The following is a 14,115-nucleotide window of genomic DNA, read 5'->3' as shown; positions in this document are numbered from 1 at the left end:
CTACACTAATCTTAGACACAAATTCACTATCAATGTCAAAAAATATCAAATAAAAACAATAACAAATAGTTGCAAACGCAATTATTGCACTTGTAGTTATCAGGTGAGGTTTAATGGGAAGTTTAAGGTGAATGATTTTTGAGGCAATAAAAAAGAGCCACTTGGGCTCTTTTAAAGTATTGCTAAGAGGTGATTAACCCGCGTAGTTTTGGTTCACGAAGTCCCAGTTTACTAATTGCCAGAAGTGGGCTAAATAGTCTGGACGTACGTTGCGGTAATCGATGTAGTAAGCGTGTTCCCACACATCTACAGTCAGGATTGGTGTCACAGTGCTGTCAGTCAGTGGTGTTGCAGCGTTGCTAGTGTTAACGATAGCAAGAGTACCATCGGCTTTTTTTACTAACCAAGTCCAAGCGCTACCGAAGTTATTCACTGCTGAATCAGTAAATTGTGCTTTAAATGCTTCAAATGAACCGAAGGCTGCATTGATGGCATCAGCAACTGGGCCAGTTGGCTCGCCGCCAGCATTTGGCGCTAGGCAGTTCCAGTAGAAAGTGTGGTTCCACACTTGAGCTGCGTTGTTAAACACACCACCAGTAGAGGTTTTGATGATTTCTTCTAAAGATTTGTCTGCGAAATCAGTTCCTTCGATTAAGCCGTTTAGCTTAACAACATAAGTGTTGTGATGCTTGCCGTAGTGGTATTCAATGGTTTCTTGAGAAATGTGTGGTTCTAGTGCGTTCTTTGCATATGGTAATGCGGGTAATTCGAAAGCCATTAGTATCTCTCCATGGTCTTAGGTTATCGTTTCTTAAACGTGCTCACTAGGCACTATTGTACCGATAAAATTTGTGATGTGAATCATTGTTTCGCTAATTGATTAGATAGGCATCATCGAAAAATCAAATGTCGACATAACCTTACAAACTGTGGGATTTTGTTCTGTGCCTAGCTGTCGTACAATAGCGCCATTGAGTCAATGTCATCGTACTTAGGAATTAAAATGGAAACAGTAGAGAAAATTAAGCAGCAGATCGCCGAAAACCCCATCATTGTTTATATGAAAGGTTCACCTAAATTACCGAGCTGTGGTTTTTCATCTCAGGTAGCACAGATCATGATTAACTGTGGCGAGCAATTTGCGTTCGTAGATATTCTTCAGCACCCTGATATTCGTGCAGAGTTACCTAAGTATGCAAACTGGCCGACGTTTCCACAACTGTGGATTGAAGGTGAGTTGATTGGTGGCTGTGATATCGTGGTGGACATGTTCCAAAAGGGCGAACTACAACCCTTAATCAAAGCGACTGCTGAAAAATACAAAACCGCAGAGTAATCCCTCGTAACAGAGTGATGAAAGAATAACAAAAAGCCGCTAAGCTGATGACTTATCGGCTTTTTTATTGCCAAATTTTGACTGATTTAAAGGCGGAACTTAGTGTGATGCCGCATCACGTTCGTGATGTTTAGTCGCGGGTAAGAGTAAGTTCATTGTGATGGCCACAATACCGCACAAACTGATCCCAGTTAAACTGAATGAGCCAATACCAAATGCCATCCCTCCAATACCAAATACGAGTGTTACGCCAACAATACTTAAATTGCGAGCCTCTGATAAATCCACATGATTGCGGATCAAGGTATTGAGGCCCACTGCCGCGATAGACCCAAAGAGTAAACACATAATGCCGCCCATAACAGGAACCGGAATTGTCTGCATGAGTGCACCTAGCTTACCAACGAAAGCTAAGGTAATGGCAGTAATCGCGGTCCAAGTCATGATTTTAGGATCAAAGTTACGGGTTAATGTGACTGCGCCTGTGACTTCTGAATAGGTAGTATTAGGCGGTCCACCAAAGGCGGCTGCAGCGATAGTTGCTACGCCATCGCCGGTTAGTGTGCGATGAAGGCCTGGTTTTTTCATGAAATCCTTACCAGTGACATTGGATATTGCCAAAATATCACCAATATGTTCAACCGCAGGTGCAATGGCGACAGGGATCATAAAGGCGATGGCATGCCAGTTAAATTCTGGCGCGACAAATTTAGGAATGGCAATCCAACTTGCAGCAGTCACTACGGCAAAATCAACAATACCAAAGGCAAGACTTAAGCCGTAACCTACGACAATACCAGCTAAAATCGGCATTACCTTCAGTAATCCTTTCGCAAAAATTGCCACGGCGATCGTAGTACAAAGCGATGCAAGCGAAATAAATAACGCAGTATTGGTGGCAACTAACGTCAAGCTACCATCGCCACTCTTACCTAATGCCATATTAACGGCAACTGGGGCTAATCCAAGACCGATAATAATGATCACTGGACCAACTACCACAGGCGGTAATAGCTTATGGATAAAGTCGGTACCCCGTACTTTAACTAGGGCACCGAGCAGCACATAAACGACACCTGCTGCCATGATCCCTCCCATGGTGGATGGTATCCCCCAAGTTTGCACACCATAAAGAATGGGGGCAATAAAAGCGAAGGAAGAAGCAAGGAAGATAGGCACTTGACGTTTAGTAATCAATTGGAACAGTAGCGTACCGATACCTGCAGTGAATAGGGCGACACTGGTGTCTAGCCCAGTCAGTAGTGGCATCAATACTAAGGCACCAAAAGCTACAAATAGCATTTGTGCACCCTGTAGGGGGATGGTGAGTCGTCTCATTTATTATTCTCGTTAATTTAGGGTAAACCGCCAGATGATATCAGTTTGTTGAAATCCAGACAGAATAAAATGTTCACTTTTATGGGGGTGGATCACTGTTTAGCATTTCCCAGCCAATGGTTAAGGCTAAATTTTGCCAAGACTCGCTTAAGGCGCTAACTATGGTACAATTTGCCCTATCTGACGTTACCTTAACTACTCAAAGATGCTGAAATTTCTATTGAAGCCGAGCTTAATTGCGTTTTTATACTGCTTATTCACTATTAATGGCCTTTATGCTGTTGAAGTGAGTAAATTAGATGAGGCCGATGTGCCTGTATCCTCTCGTGCCGTGCCTGAACGAAATAAAGCATTACGCACGGCATTGGAGCAAGTGATACTGAAAAATACTGGAACCGCAGGTTCACTTGAGAATAGTGTTATCCAATCACAACTTGCCAATCCTGATGGGCTGCTGAGTCAATATGGTTATGTTGAACAGAATGGTCAATTGCTGCTAAGAGCTAACTTTGAGCATCGCCGTGTTGTCGCATTATTACGTCAGGCACAATTACCTGTATGGGGTACGCAGCGGCCTTTAACATTATTTTGGGTTGCGATGCCGTCAGAAGGCGATACGATTTTATTAAGCGATTCTTCGCCATTACCAGAACGCCAAGTCTTTACTACTTTCTCTGATGCGCGCGGTATTCCCGTATTATTGCCTATCCTAGATTTAGATGAGCTTATGGGGATCAACCCTAACGATGTTAAAGGGATGTTTGCCGATATAGTGGCGACCGTTTCAGGTCGTTATCAAGCGGACTTTTTAGCTTTAGTGGCAATTGATGCTGTAGGTAATCAAGCTCGTTACCGTTTAAATCTCTACACTAAAGCAACAATTGATTCTTTAACACCACCGCTTTTTAGTTTTAATGGTACTGCGGAAAATACATCCCAAGCGATAACGGCAATGATGGCTGCTCTGGGAGATTATTATTTCTCTAAGTATGCGATTGCTGATACGGGAACGCGAGTTGGCGCAAGCGTGACCTTTGTTAATATCGAGAAAATGGCACAGTTGGTTGAAATTGAAAAATATTTAAAGCAACTTAGTGCAATTAAAAATGCCACATTGACTCGAATTCAAGGCAATAAAGCCACATTTTCATTAGATTTGTTTGGCTCTGAAACCGATCTTGAGCGGTTATTGAGCCTTGAACCTCGTATTTCGGTGGTTACGCCAGCAATGTCAGGTGAATTTAACCCTATGCAACATGAGTCGAGCAAACCTGTTTACCAATGGCGACTGCCTTAAGCCATTAGTCGGTAAAACGGGTATTGTGATCATATGATCCCGTTTTACATTGTATTTAGCGAATTAGTATTAATATTGAGACGTCCGAGTGCCCTTGAACTCACCTCTGCAACTCTCATTACCTGTGTATTTGCCAGATGATGAAACCTTTAATAGTTATTACCCTGCAGCGGGTAATGATGAACTTATTCAAAAGCTCAGAGCCAATGCCGAGGGTAGTGGTGAAGCCGCAATTTATTTATGGGGGCCTGTTAAATCTGGTCGAACCCATTTAATGCATGCTGCCTGCGCCCATGCTAATGAACTTGATCGTCGTAGTTTTTATATTCCACTGGGTATCCATGCCAGTATTTCAACTGCGCTACTCGAAGGATTAGAACAGCTGGATTTAGTTTGTATTGATGATGTTGATGCCATTGCCGGACATCCCATATGGGAAGAGGCGATTTTTGACCTCTATAACCGTGTTGCAGAGCATAAAAATTGTGCTTTAGTGGTCAGTGGTAGTTCATCTCCAGCAGAGGCAGGTTTTTTATTACCAGATCTGGTCTCTCGTATGCAGTGGGGCTTAAATTACCAGTTACAACCCATGGCTGATGATGAGAAGTTGGCTGCATTACAGCGCCGAGCCGCTATGCGAGGGTTACAATTACCAGAGGATGTTGGACGCTTTCTGTTGAACAGAATGGCTCGGGACTTACGTACCTTATTTGATGTTTTAGATAAGCTAGATAAAGCCTCGTTGGTACATCAACGTAAGCTAACGATCCCTTTTGCCAAAGAGATGCTGCATCTTTAAATACATTTAAGTATTTATTTTTAAAATATAAAAGCCCGTAGCAGGTACATACGGGCTTTTTGTTATCAGCATTTCAGCATGCTATTGCAATGGATGACGATGTCTATCGCCACTTAAGCGGATTTCTGGTTCATCGAGCGGCGGATTGTTACTTTGGGTATTATTTTGACCTTTCAGCAAGGTGTTCGTCGGCGATATTGCTAAGGTTTGGCGCCAACTCTGGCCTTGTGGCATTGCAATAGGTTCAGGCAGGCTAGCTATTAAGTTTCTTCCATCAAGTTCGGGTAACATCTCATTTATGACTAATGCCGCTCGATCGTATAGGCTGCTTTCACCAATTCTTCCCCTTTGTCCCCAATCCACAATAAGTGTATCTGCCGTTAATTCTTCGGGTTTATTGGCGACGGCAACATCTCGCAATATTTGATAGCGATAACTCATCATCGCCTCTTCAAACAGCATCGCAGTATCTTCTCTCGTACTGGAATAAGCGTAAAAATCACTAGCAGTATCATTTGAGAAGAAAGTGCTAACATCAGAAGGTTGGTAGGCTTTTTGCGTTGGATTGGCTTTTTCTCCTGCAAAACTCACCTTAGCAAGGCCAGTCATTTCGAGACTATTTAATGGATAAAGTCGAGTGACTTGATCCGAAATCAGGCTTTTATTGGCATTGCGGCGACTATAGTCGTCCAGCAACCTTGGCCCTGTCAGTGAGCTATGAACACTGCGCGGGAAGAAATCATTTGCATGGGCAAGCTCATGGTAAAGTAAGGAAGCAAAATCAGCATTGATTTGTGCAAGAGTTCGATTGGCTCGGGTGGTAATAGGGATACCAATAGAAGCATATTGGTTATTTTTAACATAACGCCATGGCATGATAAAATTCAAATCATTACCATAATTACTGCGGTAATCGGGCACTTCATTAATGGTATCTCGCTGGGCTGGTGTTAGCCACAGAGCATCAGGATCAAGATAAATTGCGCCTGTTGCTACCCAGTAGAAAGAGGGGCGAATGTCGTAACTTATCACTATCGCCGTGACCGATTGCAATAGCCGTGCAAAATCGTTAGTTGGATCCATTTCCCGTAAGAAGCGCGCAAAGTTATCACCCATCCAATCGTGTGACACTAAGACCCGATCAAGGATCCTATCAATATTCACTTCCTCTGAGATTTGGCCTATCAGAGGAAGTTGGTTAATGGTACAGGGTGGATTGAGTTGATTTGAGTAAACGCATTGTGTGAGCACCTTTGCATAGGGTGAGGTTGGATTATAGGCATGGGTTCGGGCAATCGGGGTTTTAAAATAAGAAGAACTGATGTTTGGCGCGGCGGTTGTCAAAATAAAGGCATCGTCACTTAGTTGAATGCCATTGATATTTGCATTAGCGACGAGCTTAATTAATGTATCCTGAGTCACATTCGGTGCAGTAAAGAGTGGCCTAAAGGGATTGGATAGATCGACGGCTAAATCTGGCCCTGACCCAATACACCAAGAAATATTTGCCGCAGTTAATCCCCCTTGTTGTTCAAGCCTTAAACTCACATTATTGCCTTTAACCACTTGATGATCTTGCCTAACATTGAGTAATGCTTGGGAGGCTGGTTCAGCATTAATCCCTATCTCTCCTGTCACATCTACATTATTGCCAGTGACATTCAGGCTGAAGCGGTAGCTACCCGCTAAGGGAATATCAAAGGCTAATACGGGACTATTTTGACTGACTAATGGAATACTTGGTCCCTCTATTTGTTGCCAGCGAAACTGAAGATTTTGGCTATCACGGTTTTCAATATTGGCGATAATGACACTCGATTGGCCCGCAATATATTGCGCTTCTGTTTGAAAACGAATAGAGGATGAGGTGGTTGTGATTAAAGGGGCTGGTAGGGTCGTACAGCGTGGTAGATTCGTCGTGGGTGGCGTAATATCACCGCTACTGCTGTCACCATCACCATCACCACCGCCACATGCACTGAGTGCAATAATACAGGCGACTATTCCATACAAACGAATCGAATCTGATATCCCCATAATCCTATGCTCCAATGCTAACTCACTTTAACGATTAGATTTTTCGCTTATTTGTAGATTGTACATTCTAGGCTCAAAGACTATAGCACGGCTATTAAGTTGCAAAAAGCGATGAAAAGTATAGTCGATGTTAAAAAAGGTGAGGTTGGGGATAAGGGCGCGACCCAGATTATGCCGCGCCTTAATAATTAACATTGTAAGTTGAATTAGGTCACGTGGGCTGGAGCTATTGGTTTTTAGCAGATTTTTTCTTCAAACCTAAACCCAATTCTCGGCCACGAAGCCGTGCATAGAAAGGAAAGGTGATCAGTAATACACCAATTAACAAGACTTCAATTAATGCAAATGCGAAGGCATCAGTGGTGACATACAGTAGGGTCAGTCCATGCAGCATATATAGGCATAAAATAAAACTTGCCCAAGCATAGGTATAGGGATTGCCTTTTATGACACCTCTGATAGGTAATAACAAAGGTATTAGCCATAATAAGCTGAATAATAAAGTATATTCGCCATTAACGCTTTGACCGATAAACCAACCGCCAAGGAGCAGCACCAGTGCAAGATAGCCAAAGCGGCTAAGAATAAGAAGGGTATTTGATGTCATGGCATTACCTAAGATTGAAAATCGCGATCGGATCAGGGGCATCTATTACAGAATAGTAAGCACATTTTCTGGTGGACGACCTATTACCGCGTAGCCATTTGCAAGCACTATTGGACGCTCAAGGAGTTTAGGGTTGTTGACCATAGCTTCAATTAACTGTGCTTCGCTAAGCGATGGATCACTAAGCCCTAATGTTTGGTATTCATTTTCTTTGGTGCGCATTAACTCACGGGCACTGATCCCGAGTTTGGCTAAAATTTGGCTTATTTCTGCCGCAGTTGGCATATTTTTTAAATATTCAATCACATGAATATCACAGCCTTGTTGCTCAAGTAGCGCGAGGGTCTCACGGCTTTTAGAACAACGGGGATTATGGTAAATCGTCGCTTGGGTCATCGTATTAGAGGCTCTATCAAGGCTGAAATAATAATGGCGCGGATAATAACAGAGAAATAGGTGCCCCGTCAGGTTGTTCGGGGCACTTTTGGCAAGGTTAAAGGGCGGATTTTTCCACTATTTCAGTGCATCCAGTTCTTTATCTGCTTGTTTAAATTGGCGAATACGTGCTTCAATCCGTGCGAGTTGCAGTTGATTACCTTCCGATGCGCGATAGGCAAAGTTCAGTTGATCGATTGCCCCTTTGTAATTTGCGCCTAAGGCCATTAACTCTGCATTGGAAACATATTCCAGTGCCTGATTGCCAATCTTTTTATAGGCCATATTCAGCAACTGGTAAGGTAATTGGTTTTGTTTATCAAGGAAAATAATATCTTCTAATATGGGGACTGCTTTTGCCGCTTGATCGGCTTCGATATAAATATGGGCAAGGTTAATATTAATTACCTGAGAAGTCGGTTTCATTTTTCGCTGAGCTTCAAGCATTGCTATGGCCTTATCGTAATCTTTCTTCTCTGTGAATAAGTCGGACTTAGTGTCGATATAAAACAAATTGTTATCATCAATTTTTAATAAGTCATCGATGATCTTTTCTGCTTCATCAAACTTCTTAAGCCTAAAAAGTGCTAAGGCTTTACCATAGAGAGCCGCTTCTTTAAAACGATAAGTTTGTTTATTCAATTGAGTTTCAAACAGGCTTAGCACTGCATCGTCACTGTAACTTGAAAAACGTACCTGAATACGCGCTTTGGCAAGTTGAAAGTTAAGATTATCGGGCACATAGCGTTTGGGATATTGCTCAGCACGGTTACGGGCTTCGGTGATCCTTGATTCAGGTAAGGGGTGAGTTAATAACATTTGTGGTGGCTTTGTGGTAAAGCGATAACGGCTTGCTAATTTACCAAAAAAATCCGCAGAAGCATTAGGGTCAAAGCCCGCATCCACCAAAATTTGCATACCAATACGGTCCGCTTCTTTTTCATGCAATCGGGTGTAGTTAATTTTGGATTGCGTTGCCATTGCTTGGGTGGTTGCAAGGGCGGCCATACCCGCCTGTGGAACGGCGATAGTTAGGAGAATGGCACCCAGTAATCCCGCGACTGTGGCTGGGCCACTTTTTTGCTGTGCTTCGAGTGAACGAGCAAGGTGGCGTTGAGTGACATGGGTAATTTCATGGCCTAATACGGATGCCAGTTCACTTTCGTTATCGGCATTAAGAAAAAGCCCTGTATGGACTGCAACGTGTCCACCAAAGAAAGCAAAAGCGTTAATTTCATCATTTTGCAACAGGAAGAAGTAAAAGGGGGTTTTTACCCCAGTGGCGTGGGCCACTAATTTGTTGCCAAGCTCGGTAAGATATTGATTTAATACAGGATCATTCAGCATTGGCGCTGATGAACGAATGACACGCATATAGGCATCACCGTAAATCATTTCTTTTTCGAGGCTGAAGGTATTCACTGCAGCCGTACCTAGGTCAGGTAAATCATTGTTTGCAAAACTTTTTGCCGCACTAGTTAGCAACATCAATGAAAGTGCACCAGCGACAAAGGGTTTACAGCGAGTTAAAAACATCAAGTTACGCAAGTGGATCCTTTATTTCTTGTCATTATCTCAACTAAAGGCAGAGATACTGCTCTTAGCTTGTAGTTTGGATTGCAACTTAGGATAATAGCCCAAGTTCGTTCATAGCAAGTTCATTATGATTTTTATTGATTTAACGCCATTTCGCTGCCCAATTCCTTTGGTCAAAGTCAAACTTGCCTTGAAGTCTATGGATGCTGGCGAAACCTTGCATATTTTACTCTCTGACTCAGGTTCAAGGCGAGATGTTCCCGTGTATTTAAAAAAACAGGGGCACAATGTCGAAGTGCTGCGTGATGATGCAGCACAGTTAGCATTAATCATAATGAAAGTTGATTTATCTCAGGGATAATAGTGGTGGATTTATGTTTCAATCTGGCGCGAAAACAGCCTAATGGATTTCTTGATTTTCAATTGCATGACACTATTTCGCATTTGAGATAGTCTTAGTTCGCATTTGAGATAGTCTTAGCATAGGCTAAACACTTTTCAGAATATTTAATCTCACCACGACTATTGGAATAAATCCATGCTTACTGTTTTCACCCGCTGGTATCAGGAACGCTTTAGTGATCCTCAGGCTGTGACTTTAATGGCGATATTAATCGGTCTTGCATTGTTACTTTACTTTGCTGGGGGATTGCTGGCGCCTTTGCTCGTCGCATTGGTACTCGCATTTTTGCTGGAGTGGCCTGTCGCACAAATGCTCAAATTAGGCATCAACCGTACTATGGGCGCGTCACTGGTGTTGGTGCTCTTTTTGGGGGTGGTTATGCTCTTAACCTTCGGACTGATTCCCAGCGTCTGGCGTCAAGGTGTAAGCTTAATGGCTGATTTGCCAAACATGATAGATAAAGGCTTACAAACCTTGCAGGCCTTGATAAACCAATATCCACAGTTTATCAATCCTGAACAACTCAATGTGATGGTTGCTGAGCTGAAGAAGATGCTCGATACCCAGCATGTGCTTGATATTGCAAAGCAGATTATTGGTTATTCCGCTTCTTTATTGGTGCTTATGGTGTATGCGATTTTAGTGCCTTTATTAGTGTTTTTCTTTTTAAAAGATAAAGACCAACTTATTCGAGGTAGTAAACGGTTTTTCCCTGCAAATCGTCAATTAGCGCGTCAAGTATGGTTTGAGATGAATCAACAGATCTTTAACTACATTCGCGGCAAAGTGATTGAAATTGTGATTGTAGGTGTAGCAAGTTACATCTTTTTTGCATTTATGGGATTGCGTTACTCAGCACTGCTTGGTGTATTAACGGGTTTATCTGTACTTATTCCGTATGTTGGTGCAACACTGGTGACATTACCTATTACCTTAGTGGCATTTTTCCAATGGGGATTTACCTCCGAATTTGGTTATTTAATGCTAGGTTACGGTATTATCCAAGCCCTTGATGGTAATCTGCTTGTCCCCATTTTATTCTCAGATGCGGTGGATTTACACCCAGTGATCATTATTGCAGCAGTGTTAGTTTTTGGTGGATTATGGGGCGTTTGGGGCGTGTTCTTTGCCATTCCATTAGCTTCCTTGGTGAAAGCGGTGATCAATGCTTGGCCTAAAACCGAAATTGAGCCTATTACATCCGCTCCCCCGCAAGCATAATCTCGTTGTAACATGACTAACAGCGATTAAAAACTGAGCAGAACGCTCAGTTTTTTGTTTATCCACTTCAATAATATGACTTATTGCTGCAATAAATGGTGTTGCGCCGTGGCCGCCAGAGCACGATAAACCAAAGTGGTTTGTTTGGCTTTGATATTCCAATGTTGCCAAAACAAGGGTACAGGCATGCGACAGTTAGGTGTGAGTTCAATCAATACACCTTTATCTATTAATGGCTTAGCTTGTAAATGTCCAACAAGACCATAGCCTAAACTCAAGTTAATGGCTTCTAAAAAGCTCTCCGATGAGGGAATGGTGTGCTGCCACCATTGTCCTGGTGTCATCTGAAAATACTTAGCAAGATACTTTTCATGGAGTTTATCCTTAGTGGAAAAGACAACCGCTGGGGCCTTAGTGAGTTGATCAGGGGTGAGCATCATTGGATTATTGGGGGGATTTACAGTATTGCCATTACTAAAGTAACGGGCGGCAAATTCGGGCGTTGCCACACAGAGATATTCCATCGTGCCTAAAAATTCACTGCTACAACCAGCCATAGGGCTCTCTGTCGTTGTTACGCAGCCCACAGCTTCACCGTTTTTAAGTAAATGGTGGGTGTAAGATTCATCATCGACAATTAATTCCAAGAGCCAAGCACGGCGGCTAAACATGCCTGAAAGCGCGGGTAAGAACCAGGTTGCTAAACTGTCTGCATTTACCGCGATGCGGACCGTTGTGGGGTGATTAGGATCATCGGCATCTAATTCAGCCCTTAACTCACTTTCCAATAGTTGTACCTGTGAAAAATGGCGTAATAAGCGTTTACCTGTCGGTGTTGCCACGACAGGATTTGAGCGAATCAGTAGGGATTGACCGACTCTTTCCTCCAACTGCCGTACGCGTTGTGAGACAGCCGATTGCGTGATATGCAGCACTTTAGCGGCACGCTCAAAGCCACCTTCAGAGACAACGACAGCAAGTGCTTTAAGATTGGCGTATTCCAACATCATTATTCCAGTCTAATCATTATTAATTTTACTTATGATACATAAAAAACATTAGTTATATTAATTTTGTTGTTTTGACTATGCTTGCGCCTTCTTCAAACATAAGAGGTAGTTATGCAAGCGGCATTTATACAGGGTATGGGAATTGGTGGGAGTTTGATTATTGCCGTGGGTGCACAAAATGCTTTTGTGCTAAAGCAGGGGATTAAAGGCACTTATTCTTTACCCATTGCGTTACTCTGTTCTGTTATTGATGCATTAATGATCACCGCAGGTGTGGCTGGGCTTGGACATATTATTGAGACATTTCCGATAATTAAGCATGTGGCAAGTTTTGGTGGTGCGGCATTTTTACTCTGGTATGGCACCAATGCATTAAAGGCCTCTTTTGTCGATAAGGGGATGGAAATGGATAAAGCTGAGAATGCCGATACCCTAAGAAAAGCCATTCTGACGACACTCGGGATCAGTTTTCTTAACCCACATTTATATTTAGATACCGTTGTTTTACTGGGTAGCATTAGCACACAGTTTGATGATTTTGCTCGGCCTTGGTTTGGTGCTGGCGCGGTATTAGCCTCATTTATTTGGTTTTTTAGCTTAAGTTTTGGAGCGCGTTTACTTGCACCTATTTTTAGTCGTCCCGCAGCATGGCGTTACCTAGACCGCTTTATTTGGTTAACGATGTGGAGTATTGCTGCGGCAATTATTTGGCCTTATTTATCCGTTTTTTCATCATTACACATGATATTTTAGTTGGCATTAAGTGGGTATGTGCCCGAACTGGCTTCGTTTTTCCCATTTTGACTTGGGTTGTATTTGAATAAGGTGAAAATTTTTCATGAAAAAGGTCCTTAATTTAAGGACCTTTTCTCTTAATTGCTGTTTATTTGCGCTGGAAGATGAGGTTTTAATGTCGTTGAAACATTGAAAATTGGATCAGCGCCATAAATTTAGTTGGATATTTGCGCTAATACGACATCATGGTGATCGCTGGTTTTAAACTTATCAAACACATGGGCAATAGTGCCATCGGGATTGATAAGAAAACTTATTCTATGGATTCCATCATAGATTTTGCCCATAAATTTCTTCTCGCCCCATACCCCAAACGCATCGGCAACACTGTGGTCTTCATCGCTCAGCAAGGTAAAGTTAAGTGATTGTTTTTCAGCAAACTTGGCTAATTTAGCCACAGGATCTGGGCTGATTCCAAGCACGGTTACTTTGTGACTGTCGAGTTCAGCTTTGCTATCACGTAAACCGCAGGCTTGCACTGTGCAGCCTGGGGTTGAAGCCTTAGGGTAAAAATACACTAAAACAGGGCCTTTTTTTAAACATTCCTGCAGTGAAACAGGATTATCTTTTTGATCTTGTAAGGTAAAAAGTGGCGCTTTGGCGCCAGCGATTAAGGTGTTCATCTATTATCCTCTGTCGTTTCTTGAGGTCGTGCCTTCCATGCGTCTAATGGTGCAATCCAGTGCCATCTCATCGGAGAGTTGATAGATACTCTTTTCGAGCTTTTCTAGTTCAACTTTTTCAGGAATATTGATGGTTAATGAAATGGTTTGAGTTTGCTCGCCATTTTCGAGTTCTTCAGAGAAGGAGCGGACTGCCGCTAAGTCTAGGGAGCGGTCGGCAAGAAACTGAGTAATGCATTTCATGGTGCCGCGTTGATCTTTACCCGTAAAGCGCACTTCAAGACGCGAAAGGTAATTTTGCGGCGTATGTTTAGAGGTGCGCTTCATTACTGTCATCAGTTCCAACTCAACACTGAGACTCGGGAGCATACTTTCAATTTTCGTTATGGATGCCCACGAACCTGACAACATCATGATTAAGGTAAATTCGTTACCAAATAATGCCATACGGCTGTCGACGATATCGCAGTCACAGTCACTGGCAAGGCGAGCTAGTTTACTTACGAGTCCAGGGCGGTCTAAGCCCATTGCGGTTACGACCAGGAAGTTGGTCATGAATTTTCCTCACTTTTTCGATATCATAGAGCGAAAACTCAGAGTTAAAGCCGAGTTTTTGTGCGGGATGTAATGCTACCATAACTAAATCAATTTGAGATCCCCGTTAATGCTTGTCATTAA

15 protein-coding genes are annotated in these 14,115 nt (G+C 42.7%); 6 read left to right on the top strand and 9 right to left on the bottom strand.

All coding sequences use genetic code 11. From position 1 onward, the window contains the following. Positions 1-193: 193 nt before the first annotated feature. Entirely contained in the window at positions 194-778 is a 585-nt protein-coding gene (gene sodB / locus SPUTW3181_RS12165; protein ID WP_011789627.1) for a superoxide dismutase [Fe], read from the bottom strand. 225 nt (positions 779-1,003) lie between these two features. Here sodB and SPUTW3181_RS12160 point away from each other — a divergent pair, with 225 nt between their 5' ends. Continuing rightward, positions 1,004-1,336 (top strand): Grx4 family monothiol glutaredoxin, encoded by a 333-nt coding sequence (locus SPUTW3181_RS12160; protein WP_011789626.1) that lies wholly within the window; start codon positions 1,004-1,006, stop codon positions 1,334-1,336. A gap of 99 nt (positions 1,337-1,435) precedes the next feature. Here SPUTW3181_RS12160 and SPUTW3181_RS12155 read toward each other — a convergent pair whose 3' ends face one another. Next, positions 1,436-2,674: a uracil-xanthine permease family protein gene (locus tag SPUTW3181_RS12155; protein ID WP_011789625.1), complete on the bottom strand. Its 1,239-nt coding sequence runs from the start codon at positions 2,672-2,674 to the stop codon at positions 1,436-1,438. A gap of 205 nt (positions 2,675-2,879) precedes the next feature. On the opposite strand from SPUTW3181_RS12155, the gene SPUTW3181_RS12150 reads away from it, so the two are divergent. Beyond that, a complete protein-coding gene (locus SPUTW3181_RS12150; RefSeq protein ID WP_011789624.1) occupies positions 2,880-3,971 on the top strand; it encodes a DUF2066 domain-containing protein in 1,092 nt (363 codons plus the stop codon). A gap of 88 nt (positions 3,972-4,059) precedes the next feature. Continuing rightward, positions 4,060-4,770 (top strand): DnaA inactivator Hda, encoded by a 711-nt coding sequence (gene hda, locus SPUTW3181_RS12145; RefSeq protein WP_011789623.1) that lies wholly within the window; start codon positions 4,060-4,062, stop codon positions 4,768-4,770. An 81-nt stretch (positions 4,771-4,851) separates the two neighbouring features. On the opposite strand, the gene SPUTW3181_RS12140 is transcribed toward hda, so the two are convergent. The 4 genes from SPUTW3181_RS12140 to SPUTW3181_RS12125 all read right to left on the bottom strand — a co-directional run bounded on the left by SPUTW3181_RS12140 (position 4,852) and on the right by SPUTW3181_RS12125 (position 9,397). Beyond that, on the bottom strand, positions 4,852-6,807 hold the full coding sequence (locus SPUTW3181_RS12140; protein WP_011789622.1) for a hypothetical protein: 1,956 nt from the start codon (positions 6,805-6,807) through the stop codon (positions 4,852-4,854). A gap of 226 nt (positions 6,808-7,033) precedes the next feature. Then, positions 7,034-7,414, bottom strand: a complete 381-nt coding sequence (locus SPUTW3181_RS12135; protein WP_014610394.1) for a DUF2069 domain-containing protein — start codon at positions 7,412-7,414, stop codon at positions 7,034-7,036. A gap of 45 nt (positions 7,415-7,459) precedes the next feature. Beyond that, positions 7,460-7,810, bottom strand: a complete 351-nt coding sequence (gene arsC / locus SPUTW3181_RS12130) for an arsenate reductase (glutaredoxin) (RefSeq protein WP_011789620.1) — start codon at positions 7,808-7,810, stop codon at positions 7,460-7,462. 117 nt (positions 7,811-7,927) lie between these two features. Beyond that, positions 7,928-9,397: a M48 family metalloprotease gene (locus SPUTW3181_RS12125; RefSeq protein WP_041408198.1), complete on the bottom strand. Its 1,470-nt coding sequence runs from the start codon at positions 9,395-9,397 to the stop codon at positions 7,928-7,930. Positions 9,398-9,512: 115 nt separating this feature from the next. Between SPUTW3181_RS12125 and SPUTW3181_RS12120 the strand changes: the two genes are divergently transcribed. Further along, complete coding sequence (locus SPUTW3181_RS12120; protein WP_011789618.1) at positions 9,513-9,746, top strand: sulfurtransferase TusA family protein; 234 nt, start codon at positions 9,513-9,515, stop codon at positions 9,744-9,746. Positions 9,747-9,923: 177 nt separating this feature from the next. Next, positions 9,924-11,009, top strand: a complete 1,086-nt coding sequence (locus SPUTW3181_RS12115) for an AI-2E family transporter (protein WP_011789617.1) — start codon at positions 9,924-9,926, stop codon at positions 11,007-11,009. Positions 11,010-11,089: 80 nt separating this feature from the next. Here SPUTW3181_RS12115 and SPUTW3181_RS12110 read toward each other — a convergent pair whose 3' ends face one another. Beyond that, complete coding sequence (locus tag SPUTW3181_RS12110; RefSeq protein WP_041408197.1) at positions 11,090-12,016, bottom strand: LysR family transcriptional regulator ArgP; 927 nt, start codon at positions 12,014-12,016, stop codon at positions 11,090-11,092. 114 nt (positions 12,017-12,130) lie between these two features. Between SPUTW3181_RS12110 and SPUTW3181_RS12105 the strand changes: the two genes are divergently transcribed. After that, positions 12,131-12,772 (top strand): LysE/ArgO family amino acid transporter, encoded by a 642-nt coding sequence (locus SPUTW3181_RS12105; RefSeq protein WP_011789615.1) that lies wholly within the window; start codon positions 12,131-12,133, stop codon positions 12,770-12,772. Positions 12,773-12,969: 197 nt separating this feature from the next. Here the strand turns inward: SPUTW3181_RS12105 and bcp are convergent, their stop codons facing one another. Together bcp and SPUTW3181_RS12095 are read right to left on the bottom strand one after the other, a co-directional pair. Beyond that, positions 12,970-13,437: a thioredoxin-dependent thiol peroxidase gene (gene bcp, locus SPUTW3181_RS12100; protein WP_011789614.1), complete on the bottom strand. Its 468-nt coding sequence runs from the start codon at positions 13,435-13,437 to the stop codon at positions 12,970-12,972. Between the two features lie 3 nt (positions 13,438-13,440). Then, positions 13,441-13,992, bottom strand: a complete 552-nt coding sequence (locus tag SPUTW3181_RS12095; protein WP_011789613.1) for a glycine cleavage system protein R — start codon at positions 13,990-13,992, stop codon at positions 13,441-13,443. Between the last annotated feature and the right edge of the window lie 123 nt (positions 13,993-14,115).

Origin of the sequence: Shewanella sp. W3-18-1, from assembly GCF_000015185.1 — a bacterium.
Classification (GTDB): Bacteria; Pseudomonadota; Gammaproteobacteria; order Enterobacterales; family Shewanellaceae; genus Shewanella; species Shewanella putrefaciens.
The sequence above is the reverse complement of the archived record's forward strand: the minus strand, read 5'-3'. Positions and strand labels throughout refer to the sequence as shown.

Coding starts and splice junctions, on each gene's coding strand:
- sodB (WP_011789627.1), bottom strand. CDS start 778: ATGGCTTTCGAATTACCCGCATTACCATATGCAAAGAACGCACTAGAA.
- SPUTW3181_RS12160 (WP_011789626.1), top strand. CDS start 1,004: ATGGAAACAGTAGAGAAAATTAAGCAGCAGATCGCCGAAAACCCCATC.
- SPUTW3181_RS12155 (WP_011789625.1), bottom strand. CDS start 2,674: ATGAGACGACTCACCATCCCCCTACAGGGTGCACAAATGCTATTTGTA.
- SPUTW3181_RS12150 (WP_011789624.1), top strand. CDS start 2,880: ATGCTGAAATTTCTATTGAAGCCGAGCTTAATTGCGTTTTTATACTGC.
- SPUTW3181_RS12140 (WP_011789622.1), bottom strand. CDS start 6,807: ATGGGGATATCAGATTCGATTCGTTTGTATGGAATAGTCGCCTGTATT.
- SPUTW3181_RS12135 (WP_014610394.1), bottom strand. CDS start 7,414: ATGACATCAAATACCCTTCTTATTCTTAGCCGCTTTGGCTATCTTGCA.
- arsC (WP_011789620.1), bottom strand. CDS start 7,810: ATGACCCAAGCGACGATTTACCATAATCCCCGTTGTTCTAAAAGCCGT.
- SPUTW3181_RS12120 (WP_011789618.1), top strand. CDS start 9,513: ATGATTTTTATTGATTTAACGCCATTTCGCTGCCCAATTCCTTTGGTC.
- SPUTW3181_RS12115 (WP_011789617.1), top strand. CDS start 9,924: ATGCTTACTGTTTTCACCCGCTGGTATCAGGAACGCTTTAGTGATCCT.
- SPUTW3181_RS12110 (WP_041408197.1), bottom strand. CDS start 12,016: ATGTTGGAATACGCCAATCTTAAAGCACTTGCTGTCGTTGTCTCTGAA.
- SPUTW3181_RS12105 (WP_011789615.1), top strand. CDS start 12,131: ATGCAAGCGGCATTTATACAGGGTATGGGAATTGGTGGGAGTTTGATT.
- bcp (WP_011789614.1), bottom strand. CDS start 13,437: ATGAACACCTTAATCGCTGGCGCCAAAGCGCCACTTTTTACCTTACAA.
- SPUTW3181_RS12095 (WP_011789613.1), bottom strand. CDS start 13,992: ATGACCAACTTCCTGGTCGTAACCGCAATGGGCTTAGACCGCCCTGGA.